The sequence below is a fragment of the Actinoplanes sp. NPDC051851 genome, assembly GCF_040681165.1.
Classification (GTDB): domain Bacteria; phylum Actinomycetota; class Actinomycetes; order Mycobacteriales; family Micromonosporaceae; genus Actinoplanes.
The window spans coordinates 1-11,668 of the sequence record NZ_JBFAYF010000016.1; the positions used below are offsets into that span (position 1 = coordinate 1).

Genomic DNA, 11,668 nt, shown 5'->3' on the forward strand with positions numbered 1-11,668 from the left:
GCCACCCCCCCCCCCACCCCCCGCGGGGTGGGTCGGTGGTGCGCCGGGCCCCCCCACCCCCACCCCCCCCCCCCCACGCCGTGGGGGGTCAGAGGGCGTCGAGGGTGCGGCCGCTGACCAGGACGGTCAGGACGCGGCCGGTGACGTTCGAGGTGGGGACGAAACCCTCCTGGCGGGAGTCTTCGGAGACCGAGCGGTGGTCGCCGAGCAGGTAGAGGTCGCCGGCGGGCACGGTGACCGTGGCGCACTCGGTTCCGGGCTCGTCGGCCTGCGCGAACAGGTAGGGCTCGTCCAGCGCGACGCCGTTGCGGTAGACCCGGCCGCCCTGGCAGGAGATGGTGTCGCCGGGGAGGCCGATGACCCGCTTCACCAGGGTGCGCGTGGTCCCGGGCCAGGTGAACGTGATGACATCGCCGTGGTCGACGCCGGTGGCGCGGAAGGCGACCCGGTCGACCACGTAGCGGTCGAGGATCTCGTAACCGGGCTGCATGCTGCCGGAGAGGACGACGTCGACGGTGAGCACGTACTGGTTGACCAGCGCGCCGCCGAGGACGCCGAGCACCCCGACGAGCGCGACCCGCCGCCGGATCCGGACGACGCGGGGGAGTGCGTTGCGGCGTTCGAGCCGGACCGCGCGCAGACCACCGGCGGCCCAGCGCACCGCCTCCCAGCTCCCGGTGGTCTGATGGAATTCGGCCAGGATCGCCTCACCCCACTCGCTGCCGCCCTCCCGGCGCCGGCGCACGGCGAAGGTCAGGACGGCGTGCGCGAGGCGGCGGAAGTCGACTTTGAATGGCCAGACCGGGCGGGGCGTCGGTAGCTGTCGGATCCTGATTATTCCGCCGGCCCTCGGCGACCAGCTGTGATCACCGTGACCATGGCAGATAACCCTACTGAAATTGTAGGGTTACAGGAGTCGCGTTCAAGATCAACAGCGAGGGTGTCATGTCGCACGCGGAACACGCCGTCTGGCAGCAGGAACGTCGCCGGGCGGTGACCGGGGCCACCGGGAACCTGGCCCTCGTGGAGACCCGTTGGGGTGCCGTCGATCCGGCCGCCGCGCTCGACGGGCAGCCGTCCACGGTGACCGCCACCACGCTGAAGCGCCGCGACCCGATGACCGGAAACGATCAGCACGGGGTGCGGCTCTGGGATGCCGACTCGCCGGCGATCCGGCACTTCGAGCGGATCGAGACGTACGACTACGACCCGGCCTGGGTGGTCGAGGCGCGGTACACCGACGTGGACGACGCGCGGAAGGTGCCGTTCCAGCACGCCCAGGACGCCGGTTTCACCCGCGACCTTCCCGTCCCCGGTGACCTGCACCTCAGCCTGGGTGGCCGGGATTACACGCTGAGCGCCTTCGACGACGACGGCACGCTGCTCCTGGTCTTCGGCGACCCCACGAACGGCGTCGACACCTACGGCTCCGGCCGCTTCCTCTTCGTGGAGCGCGCGCCCGGTCAGGTGACGGTCACCCTCGACTTCAACCGGGCCTTCGTGCCGCCGTGCGGGTTCTCGTCGCACTACAACTGCCCGCTTCCGCCACCCCAGAACCGGCTCGCCCTCCCGGTTCACGCGGGGGAGAAGCGCCCGGTCTTCCAACCCGGGTTCGACCACTAAAACCTGAACTTACCGAAAAACGGAGATAAATCCCCCATGAAGCGACGGGTCCTTCTTCAGACTCTGGTGGCAGGCAGCCTGGCCGGAGTCCTCGCGGCCTGCGGTGACAAGGACAGCGGCAGCTCCTCGGCCGACAGCAAGGACGCGATCATCCAGATCGGCTCGGTCTACGAGCCGCAGAACCTGGACAACACCGCCGGCGGCGGACAGGGCGTCACCGAGGCGCTCAACGGCAACGTCTACGAGGGCCTCTTCGTGCTCACCGACGCCGGTGCCGTCGAGCCGCTGCTCGCCAAGGACCAGAAGGTCAGCGACGACGGCCTCACCTACACGTTCACCCTCCAGCCGAACGTGAAGTTCCACTCCGGCAAGGCGCTGACCTCGGCGGACGTCAAGTTCAGCATCGAGAAGGTGACCGGCGACGACTCCAAGGCGGCCCGCAAGAGCTACTTCGCCGGGGCGATCAAGGAGATCACCACGCCGGACGACTCCACCGTCGTGGTCACGCTCAAGCAGCGGTCCATCTCGTTCGTCTACAACCTCAGCTACATCTGGGTGCTGAACTCGGCGGCGACCGACTTCGCCACCGCCGCGGACGGCACCGGGCCCTACCAGCTCGGCGACTGGAAGCGCGGCTCGACGCTCGCCGTGAACCGCTTCGACGGCTACTGGGGCACCGCCGCGAAGAACGCCGGCGCGGTCTTCCACTACTTCACCGACGCCACCGCGCTCAACAACGCGCTGCTCACCAACGCGGTCGACGTGGTCACCAGCGAGCAGAGCCCGGACGCGCTCGCCCAGTTCAGCGGCAACTCGTCGTACACGGTGAACAACGGCAAGTCGACCACCAAGCTGCTGCTCGCGTTCAACGACAAGGTCGCGCCCTTCGACAAGGTCGAGGTGCGCCAGGCGGTCAGCCAGGCGATCGACGACGCGAAGCTGCTGAACTCGATCTGGGGCGACTACGGCACGCTGATCGGCTCGATGGTCCCGCCGAGCGACCCGTGGTACGAGGACCTGACCTCGGTCAACGCGTACAACGTGGAGAACGCGAAGGCGCTGCTGACCAAGGCCGGCTTCCCGAACGGGTTCACCTTCACGCTGGACACCCCGAGTTACGACCCGCACCCGACGGCCGCCACGTTCATCAAGTCGGAGCTGGCCAAGGTCGGCATCACGGTGAACATCAACACCATCACCGCCGACGAGTGGTACACGAAGGTGTACCAGAAGCACGACTTCGCGGCGACGCTGCAGGAGCACGTCAACGACCGGGACGTGGTCTGGTATGCCGACCCCACCTTCTACTGGGGCTACGACAATAAGCAGGTCACCTCGCTGATCGATCAGGCCGAGCAGGCGAAGACCACCGACGAGCAGGCTACGCTGCTCAAGCAGGCCAACAAGATCATCGCGACCGAGGCGGCCAGCGACTGGCTCTACCTCTACCCGCAGATCGTGGTCGCCTCGTCCAAGCTCTCCGGCTACCCCGTCAACGGCCTCAACGCCCAATTCTTCGCGTACGGAATCACCAAGGCCTGATGCTCCACTACCTCGTGCGGCGGACAGCGATCCTGATCGGGTCGCTGTTCCTCGCTGCCGTGGCACTGTTCGTGCTGCTCCGGCTCCTGCCCGGGGATCCGGCCAACGCCCTGCTCTCGGTCGGTGCGACCGCCGAGCAGATCGAGGCCGCCCGGCGGGACCTGGGCACGGACGGGCCGCTCTGGTCGCAGTTCCTCTCCTGGCTCGGCGACGTCTTCTCGCTGAACCTGGGGAAGTCGCTGATCAGCACGCTGCCGGTGGGCCCGGAGATCATCGCCCGGCTGCCGGTCACCGTCCCGCTCACGCTGGCCGCTTTCGTGCTGGCGGTACTGGTCGCGGTCCCGGTCGGCGTGCTCGCCGCGGCGCGCGCCGATCGCTGGTACGGCCCGGTGATCAACGCGATCGCGCAGCTCGGCATCGCCGTACCGGCCTTCTGGGTCGGTCTGCTCCTGATCACCGTCTTCGCGCTCAACCTCCAGGTCCTGCCGGCCGGTGGCTTCCCCACCGATGGGTGGTCCGATCCGGTCAATGCCAGCCAGTCGCTGGTCCTTCCGGTCGTCACGGTCGCGCTGGTCATGTCCGCTTCCCTCATCCGGTACGTACGGACGGCCACCCTCGAAGTGCTCGGGGCGGACTATCTGCGTACCGCCCGCGCGCTGGGCTCCTCGCCGCGCCAGGCGATGTGGCGCCACGGTCTGCGCAACGCGGCCGTGCCGGTCGTCGCCGTGCTCGCCATGGAGCTGGCCACCACGTTCCTCGGCGCGGTCGTGGTGGAGAGCGTCTTCGCCCTGCCCGGCCTCGGCAGCCTGCTGGTCCGCGGCATCAGCCAGCACGACTACCCGATCGTCCAGGGCGTCATGCTGGTCAGCACCGCGACGGTGCTGTTCGTCGGCTTCCTGGGCGACGTCACGCAGCGCCTGATCGACCCGCGGCTGCGTGCCTCATGATTCTTTTGAAGAAGCGTTCGCTTCATCTGATCATCGGGCTCACGCTGGTGCTGATCATCGCGGGCGCGGTCGTCGTCTCCTACCTCTGGTTGCCGTTCGCGCCGGACGACACCTCCGGCGGGCGGCTCGCCCCGCCGGGTGGCGACCACCTGCTCGGCACCGACAAGCTGGGCCGGGACCTCTTCACCCAGCTGCTGATCGGCGGCCGCATCGCGCTCGGCACCGGCCTCGGCGCGGTCGCCGTCGGCGGCGTGCTCGGTGTGACCTTCGGCCTGCTCGCCGGCTTCGCCACCCGCTGGCTCGACGACGCCGCCGCGGTCACCCTGGACATTCTGATCGCCTTCCCCACCCTGCTGCTCGCCATGCTGATCGTGGCCGGCACCGGCGCGTCCCTCGGCACCGCGATCCTGGCGATCGGCCTGGCCATGGCCGCCGTGGTGGCCCGCCTCACCCGGGTCCTGGTCAAGCAGGTGCTGTCCCGGGACTACATCACAGCCGCCCGGATCGCCGGGGTCTCCTGGCCGCGGATCGTGCTCAGCCACGTGCTCCCGAACATCGCCCCGGTCGTCCTCGTCAACCTGGCCCTCCAGGCCGGACTGGCCGTCCTCGCCGAGGCCAGCCTCTCCTACCTGGGCCTGGGCACCCCACCCCCGAACGCCTCCTGGGGCCGGATGCTCTACGAGGCCCAGGCCACCGTCCTGACCTCGCCGGTGGCCGCGCTCGCCCCCGGCATCGCGCTGGTCGCCCTGGTGGTCGGCGTCAACCTGACCGCGGACGGCCTGCGCGACCTGACCGACCCGACCCGGCGGAGGACGCGATGACCCTGCTCGCCGTGGAGGGCCTCACCCTCCGCAACACCGCCGGAACGACGCTGGTCGACGACGTCTCCTTCACCGTGTCGCCCGGCGACCGGACCGGCCTGATCGGCGAGTCCGGCTCCGGCAAGTCGCTGACCGCGCTCGCCGTGATGGGCCTGCTCCCACCCGCTATCACGGCCACCGGAACGGTCCTGCTGGACGGCGCCGACATGATCCGCGCCCCACGCGGCCGCGGCGACGTCGCCACGGTCGTCTTCCAGGAACCGCTGACCGCGCTCGACCCGCTGATGACGGTCGGCCGCCAGATCGGCGGCCCGCTGCGCCGCTGGCAGGGCCTGCGGGGCGACGCGGCGAAGGCGGCCGTGCGCGAGGCCCTTTCCGAGGTACGCCTGACCGACACCGATCGGATCGCGCGCTCCTACCCGCACCAGCTCTCCGGCGGCCAGCGGCAGCGCGTGGCGATCGCGATGGCGCTGGTTTGCCACCCCCGCCTGCTGATCGCCGACGAGCCGACCACCGCGCTCGACGTCACGGTCCAGGCCGAGATCCTGGAGCTGCTGGACCGCCTGGTCACCGAACGGGGCACCGCCCTGCTCTTCATCACGCACGACCTTCCGGTGGCGGCCCGGGTGATCCACGGAACCCACGTGATGCGCCACGGCCGGATCGTCGAATCCGGACCCGTCGCCGGCCTCCTGTCCGATCCCGAACACGAGTACACCCGGACGCTCGTCGAGGCCGCCCGGCGATTCGATGCCGCTTTGGAGAACACCCGCCGTGAGTGACCATCCGATCCTCGAGGCCGACCGGGTGGGATTCGCCTACCGGGGCGGCGCGGCGGCGCTGACCGACGTCTCCCTCGCGGTGCATCCCGGCCGCAACGTCGCCCTGGTGGGCGAGTCCGGCGCGGGCAAGACCACGCTGCTGCGCCTGCTGCTCGGCCTGGCCCGCCCGACCAGCGGCGAGATCCGCTTCTCCGGCACCGTGCTGAACCGGTCAGGCCTGCGGGACTACCGCCGCGCCGTGCAGGCCGTCTTCCAGGACCCGTACTCGTCGCTGGACCCGCGACAGCGGATCGCCCGGATCGTGGCCGAGCCGCTGCGGGGCCTCGGCCTCGGCGCCGACCCGGCCCGGGTGGCCGAGGCCCTCGACGCGGTCGGCCTGCCCGCCGACGCGGGATCGCGGTACCCGCACGAGTTCTCCGGCGGCCAGCGGCAGCGCATCGCGATCGCCCGCGCCATCGTCTGCCACCCGCGCCTGATCCTCGCCGACGAGCCGGTCAGCGCCCTCGACCTGACCACCCGCGTCCGCATCGTCGACCTGCTCGCTTCCCTCTGCGCCGACCGCGACCTGACCATCCTGCTGGTCTCGCACGACCTGGGCGTGGTCGCCGAGCTCTGCCAGGAGACCGCGGTCCTGGAACACGGCCGCCTGGTAGAGCAGGGCGAGACGGGTCAGGTGCTCGGCGCTCCTTCCCATCCGTACACGAAAAAGCTCTTGGAAAGCGTGCCCCGCCTGCCCTGACACGCGTGCGCATCGTCGAACCGCTCACCTCGCTCGGCGCCGAGCGAAACCTGATCATCCTGCTGGTCTCACACGACCAGGGCGTGGTCGCCCGGCCAGCTGTGGCCGCCGCACCCGCTGTCCGATGTCGACACGTCGCCGCCGATCTGGACTGCCCCGTCGACTGAGCCGCCGCTGCGTTTGGCCCGCCAGCCGCCGAATCGCCGGGCCAGGGCACGCCAGCGCGGCGCCCACAGGATGCGAACCCGCCATGCGCAGCCATCGATGCCGGTCACGGCGGCTGTCTACCGCGGCTTCATCACGACGATCGGGCACGGCGGCCCGGGCGATTTCGGCGGCGCGGGCCCCTACTACCCGTCTCTGTCGTCGCGCAGGCGGGGACCGGTTGTCCCTGGATGAGCTGGGCGTTCATCAGGGCGGGCGGGGCGCGCAGGATCGGGGCATGGATGAGATGGATCTGCGGGGGAAGCTTGCCGTCGTCACCGGGGGCAGTGATGGGATCGGGCTCGGGCTGGCGCGGAGGCTGGTGGGCGCCGGGGCCGAGGTGATCCTTCCGGTGCGTGACGCGGTGAAAGGGGCGGCGGCGCTGGAGCGGATCGGGCCCGGCGCGTCGTTGCGGACGCTCGATCTGGCCTCGCTGGAGTCGGTGGCGGCGCTGGGGGAGCGGCTGAACGCCGAGGGGCGGCCGATCGACATTCTGATCAACAACGCCGCGGTGATGACGCCGCCGAAGCGGCGGAGCACGGTGGACGGGTTCGAGCTGCAGTTCGGGACGAACTATCTGGGGCATTTCGCGCTGGTGGCGCGGATCCTGCCGCTGCTGATCGCCGGGAAGGCCCGCGTCACCACCCAGACCGCGCTGGCGGCGGCCATGGTGAAGGGGATGAACTGGGGGGATCTCCAGTTCGAGCGCGGGTACCGGGCCTGGCCCTCCTACGGGCAGTCGAAGCTCGCGGCGATGATGTTCGGGCTGGAGCTGGACCGGCGGAGCCGGGCGAACGGGTGGGGGATCGTCAGCAACGTGGCCCATCCCGGCTTCGCCCGGACCAATCTGCAGAACGGGTCGCCGTTCGATGTGCCGTTCCGGATTCTCGCGCCGCTCGGCTGGCCGGTGCAGCGGGTCGAAGGGGGTCTGCGGCCCGCACTCTACGCCGCGACCAGCCCCGATGCCGAGGGTGGGCGGTTCTATGGGCCGCGCGGGCTCGGGCACCTGACCGGGGCGCCGGTCGAGGAGAAGCTCTACCGCGGCGCGCGTGATCTCGAGGAGGCGAGCCGTCTGTGGGACGCCTCCTCGGAACTGGCCGGGGTCGTGTTCAGCCGATCGTGAGCGGGGTGCCGCGCCGCCAGACGGTGCACAGGTTCAGGGTGTCGTCGATGCGGGTGGTGGGGTCGCCGTCGACGAGCAGCAGGTCGGCGCGGAGGCCGGGGGCGATGCGGCCGCGGTCGGTGAGGCCGAAGCGGCGGGCCGGGGTGGCGGTCGCCGCGCGGAGGGCCTCGGCCGGGGTGAGGCCGGCCCGGACCAGGTAGCGCAGCTCGTGGTGGACGCTCGCGCCGTGCGCCACCCCGGCCATGAACGGCAGCGGGAACGGGGCGGCGTCGGTGCCGACGAGCAGGTCGACGCCGGCGTCGTGCAGGGCCTTGACCGAGGCGAGCACGTCGGCCAGGCGGCCCTGGGGGTAGCGGTCGTAGCTGCCGCGCAGCAGGGTGGTCCACGCCTCGCCGAGGCGAGGGCCGACCCGGGGGTCGTCGGCCAGGTCCGCCGCGGTGATGCCCATCATGGAGGCGTTCAGGACGACGCACGGGGTGACGAAGGCGCCGGACGCGGCGATCGCGGCGATGATGTCGGCGGTGTGCGGGCGGTCCATGAAGAGGTGGGCGAGGCCGCCGATCCCGGCGTCGACGGCCATCCGGGTCGCGTCGACGGTGAGGGTGTGCGCGACGGTGAGCATGCCGAGCCGGTGCGCCTCGGCCACGCCGGCGTCGAGGGTGGCCTGGTCGAGCATGGGGATGCCGGGGTGGCCCTCGACGGAGCCGTCGTCGACCATGAACTTGATGTAGTCCGAACCCGCCTCGACCAGCCTCGGTACGAAACCGGCGGCCTCCTCGGGGGTGGTGGAGAACGGCATCAGGGGCATGGGGCCGTCCGGTGCGGGGCCGCCGAACTCGAAGTCGTCGGGGATCAGCTCGCTGGGGTGCCCGCCGGGTGGGGTGATGCCGAAGCCGGCCGAGCGGACGTCGGCGAGCGTGTCGTCGCCGGTGATGTGGGAGCGGTTGTCCCGGGTGTTCGTGCCCTGCATCTCGAGCTCGGTCGTGACGCCGAACCGCAGGGCGGTCGCGAGGGTGCCGTCGGAGCTGTGCGTGTGCGCGTCGATCAGGCCCGGCAGCAGGGTCGCGCCCGTGCCGTCGATGATCTCGGCGCCGGCGGGTGGTGTCCCGCCGACCGCCGCGATCCGGGTGCCGTCGATGACGACCGTGGTGGCGTCGAGCGCCTTCTCGCCGTCGAAGACGCGCACGTTGGTGATGGCGGTGGTCATGGTGCTACCTCGATCCGATGGTGCCGTCCGTGTCATCTCGAACATTAATGACACGGTGCAGATGCATGCAACTTTGCATGTATGTGTGCTGCGGCACGCTATGCGCTAGGGTAGCGGGGTGACCAGCGAGAGTGTGGGCGAACGGGAATTGTTGGACGCGGTGGGCGGCGCCTTCGCCCGGATGCGCCGGCGGACGATGCAGGCCCCGGTCAACCCGCCGCCCGGCCGCAAGGACCTGACCCGCAACCTGGTGCTCAACCTCGTCGAGGAGGCGGAGGCGGACGGCCGGGAGATGACCGTCGGCGGCCTCGCCGACCATCTGATGGTCGACCCCTCGGTGGCCAGCCGGATGGTCACCGACTGCATCGCCAACCGCTATCTCGTCCGGGCCGCGTCCCAGCACGACGGCCGGCGCACGGTCGTCCTCTTGACCGAGGACGGCCGTGCGCTGCTCGACCGGTTCCGTCAGCAGTACCGGCAGGCCTTCGAGTTCGTCACCGCGGACTGGCCGGCGGGTGAGCGGCTGGAGCTCGCCCGTCTGCTCGTCAAGTACGCGGAGAGCGCCTCCCGCCTGCCATTGATCACGGAGCCCTAGTTGCGGGTCCAGAGCTGGTTGGTCGCGGAGGAGCACGTCCAGAGGACCAGTTTGGTGCCGTTGGTGGTGCCGGCGTTGTAGGCGTCCAGGCACTTGCCGGACGCGACGCCGACGATCGAGCCGTCGCTGTTGAGGGTCCACTGCTGGTTGGTGCCGCCGTTGCAGTCCCAGATGACGACCGTGGTGCCGTTGGTGGTGCCCGCGCCGTAGGCGTCCAGGCACTTGGACTCGTTCACCACCAGGCGCTTGTCGGAGTACGCGACCCAGGTCTGGTTCTCGGCGCCGGAGCAGTCCCAGAGCTGGGCCTGGACGCCGTTGCTGATCGAGTCCTGGTTGATGTCGAGGCACCGGCCGGAGCCGTTGCCCTTGATCTCGGTGCCGGCGGCGCCGGGCAGCGGGCGGACGGCGACGGCGTCCAGGTCGGGCGCCCAGGCCGACGCGTTGCTGACCGTGATGGTGTTGGTGGTCGCCTTGCGCAGCGAGACCACCACCGTCACGGTGCCGGGGGTGGACCAGGAGCCGGTCGGCGGGAAGGCGACCACGGTCGGCGTCGCGCCGTTGACCCGGACGGTCGCGGTACGGGCGGTGCTGTCGCCGTTGACGTACGCGATGGTGGCGGTCGCCGGGCCGGTCGCCGCGCCGGTCACGCCGGTCAGGGTGAGCGTGCCGCCGTTGCCGACGCCCCCGACGAGGGTGCCGCCGGAGCAGGCGGTGCAGCTCGCCGTGGCGGCGCCGCCCGCGAGGGTGCCCGCCTCGGCCTCGTACGTGGTGCTCGCGGACTCGGTGCCGGCGACGGTGAGCAGGACCGCCTCGCCGGCCGGGACGCTGGTGCTGTAGCTGGTCGCCGCCGTGGTGGAGGAGCCGGCCCAGACGTCGCGGACGGTCGCCGACGCGGTGGTCAGGCCGAGGTCGGCCCAGCGCACGGTCATCGTCGCGGCCGAGGTGGTGCGGTTGAGCAGGACCACGGCGCGCTTGCCGCTGCCGGTGAGCACCTTGGCGTACGTCTGCCGCCCGGTGGTGTCCTCGGCGACCTTGACCGCCTGGGCGCCGAGCGGGTCCTGGTCGACGGCGAGCATCTCGGCGTTGCCGAGCAGCGCGGCGGTGGAGCTGGACATGGTGGCCAGGTTGTTCCCGGCCAGCAGCGGCGCGCCGGAGATCGCCCAGAGGCTCAGGTGGGTGCGGTTCTGCGCGGCGGTCAGCCCGGTCATGCCGACCATCAGCATGTCCGGGTCGTTGACGTAGCCGGTGTGCTGGAACGTCGGGTGCTGCGCCTGGTCGAAGTTGGCGAAGACGCGGGACATCGTCGGGCTCTCGCCGTAGTAGATGATGTCGGTGCTGGTCCGCCACATCGGGGCGATGCCGGTGCCCCAGGTCCACGGCCGGTTGTATCCCCACTCGCAGACCGAGAGCACCATCTGGTGGCCGGTCTGCGCGGTGGCCGCGGCGATCGCGTCGCTGATCTGGGTGTACTGGGTCTGCGCGTCGAGGCCCTCGACGTAGCCGCCGCACCAGTCCACCTTGACCATGTCGTACCCCCACTGTTCGAACAGGAGCATGTCCTGGTCGTAGTGGTCCTCGCTACCGGTGCCGGCGTAGGCGGGCACGGTGGACGGCGTCGGGTAGTAGTAGCCGCAGCCGTCGTGGCCGGCGTCGGTGTAGATCCCGGCCTTGAGGCCCTTGCTGTGGATGTAGTCGGCGATGGCCTTCATGCCGCCGGGCCACTGGTCGGTGTCGACGGTGATGTTCCCGGAGCTGTCCCGGGCGCCCTTCCACCAGCCCTCGTCGATGTTGATGTAGTCGTAGCCGGCGGCGGCCAGACCGCTGGAGACCATGGCGTCGGCCTGCGCCTTGATCACGTCGTAGTCGATCTCGCCGAAGAAGGCGTTCCAGCTGGCCCAGCCGAGGACGGGCGGGGCGACGGCGACCTGGTTGGTGGTGACGGCGGCCGGCACCAGGGCGGGTGCCTGGCCGGCGCCGAGGGCCACGAGGGCGGCCGCGGCGACCAGCAACAGGGGTTGAACGGCGGCCAGCAACCGGCGCCGGTGATGCGAGCGGAGCATGGACGAACTCCCTCAAAAGACGTTT

At 70.8% G+C, this 11,668-nt stretch carries 12 protein-coding genes; 9 read left to right on the forward strand and 3 right to left on the reverse strand.

Annotated elements, in window-relative coordinates; genetic code table 11:
- Positions 1-88 precede the first annotated feature (88 nt).
- Entirely contained in the window at positions 89-745 is a 657-nt protein-coding gene (gene lepB / locus AB0M08_RS17500; protein ID WP_364493756.1) for a signal peptidase I, read from the reverse strand.
- 200 nt (positions 746-945) lie between these two features.
- Here lepB and AB0M08_RS17505 point away from each other — a divergent pair, with 200 nt between their 5' ends.
- The 8 genes from AB0M08_RS17505 (at position 946) to AB0M08_RS17540 (ending at position 7,781) form a co-directional block, all read left to right on the forward strand.
- Positions 946-1,623 carry a DUF1684 domain-containing protein gene (locus AB0M08_RS17505; RefSeq protein WP_364493759.1) on the forward strand — a complete coding sequence of 226 codons (678 nt, stop codon included), beginning with the start codon at positions 946-948 and terminating at the stop codon, positions 1,621-1,623.
- A 36-nt stretch (positions 1,624-1,659) separates the two neighbouring features.
- Positions 1,660-3,165, forward strand: coding sequence for an ABC transporter substrate-binding protein (locus AB0M08_RS17510; protein WP_364493762.1), 1,506 nt, complete (start codon positions 1,660-1,662; stop codon positions 3,163-3,165).
- Positions 3,165-4,112: an ABC transporter permease gene (locus tag AB0M08_RS17515; RefSeq protein WP_364493765.1), complete on the forward strand. Its 948-nt coding sequence runs from the start codon at positions 3,165-3,167 to the stop codon at positions 4,110-4,112. The genes AB0M08_RS17510 and AB0M08_RS17515 overlap by 1 nt, the downstream gene beginning before the upstream one ends.
- Positions 4,109-4,933, forward strand: coding sequence for an ABC transporter permease (locus AB0M08_RS17520; RefSeq protein WP_364493768.1), 825 nt, complete (start codon positions 4,109-4,111; stop codon positions 4,931-4,933). Before AB0M08_RS17515 ends, AB0M08_RS17520 begins: the two co-directional genes overlap by 4 nt.
- Positions 4,930-5,715, forward strand: coding sequence for an ABC transporter ATP-binding protein (locus tag AB0M08_RS17525; RefSeq protein WP_364493771.1), 786 nt, complete (start codon positions 4,930-4,932; stop codon positions 5,713-5,715). The genes AB0M08_RS17520 and AB0M08_RS17525 overlap by 4 nt, the downstream gene beginning before the upstream one ends.
- Complete coding sequence (locus AB0M08_RS17530) at positions 5,708-6,454, forward strand: ABC transporter ATP-binding protein (protein ID WP_364493774.1); 747 nt, start codon at positions 5,708-5,710, stop codon at positions 6,452-6,454. Before AB0M08_RS17525 ends, AB0M08_RS17530 begins: the two co-directional genes overlap by 8 nt.
- Before the next feature lie 5 nt (positions 6,455-6,459).
- Positions 6,460-6,621, forward strand: a complete 162-nt coding sequence (locus AB0M08_RS17535) for a hypothetical protein (protein WP_364493777.1) — start codon at positions 6,460-6,462, stop codon at positions 6,619-6,621.
- A 275-nt stretch (positions 6,622-6,896) separates the two neighbouring features.
- Positions 6,897-7,781 carry an SDR family oxidoreductase gene (locus AB0M08_RS17540; protein ID WP_364493780.1) on the forward strand — a complete coding sequence of 295 codons (885 nt, stop codon included), beginning with the start codon at positions 6,897-6,899 and terminating at the stop codon, positions 7,779-7,781.
- On the opposite strand, the gene AB0M08_RS17545 is transcribed toward AB0M08_RS17540, so the two are convergent.
- Positions 7,768-8,988 carry an amidohydrolase family protein gene (locus AB0M08_RS17545; protein WP_364493783.1) on the reverse strand — a complete coding sequence of 407 codons (1,221 nt, stop codon included), beginning with the start codon at positions 8,986-8,988 and terminating at the stop codon, positions 7,768-7,770. The two genes, AB0M08_RS17540 and AB0M08_RS17545, sit on opposite strands and share 14 nt — an antisense overlap.
- Before the next feature lie 118 nt (positions 8,989-9,106).
- Here AB0M08_RS17545 and AB0M08_RS17550 point away from each other — a divergent pair, with 118 nt between their 5' ends.
- The gene (locus AB0M08_RS17550) at positions 9,107-9,583 is read left to right on the forward strand and encodes a MarR family winged helix-turn-helix transcriptional regulator (RefSeq protein ID WP_364493786.1); all 477 of its coding nucleotides are present in this window, start codon (positions 9,107-9,109) and stop codon (positions 9,581-9,583) included.
- On the opposite strand, the gene AB0M08_RS17555 is transcribed toward AB0M08_RS17550, so the two are convergent.
- Positions 9,580-11,643: a ricin-type beta-trefoil lectin domain protein gene (locus AB0M08_RS17555; RefSeq protein ID WP_364493789.1), complete on the reverse strand. Its 2,064-nt coding sequence runs from the start codon at positions 11,641-11,643 to the stop codon at positions 9,580-9,582. The two genes, AB0M08_RS17550 and AB0M08_RS17555, sit on opposite strands and share 4 nt — an antisense overlap.
- Positions 11,644-11,668: the final 25 nt, after the last annotated feature.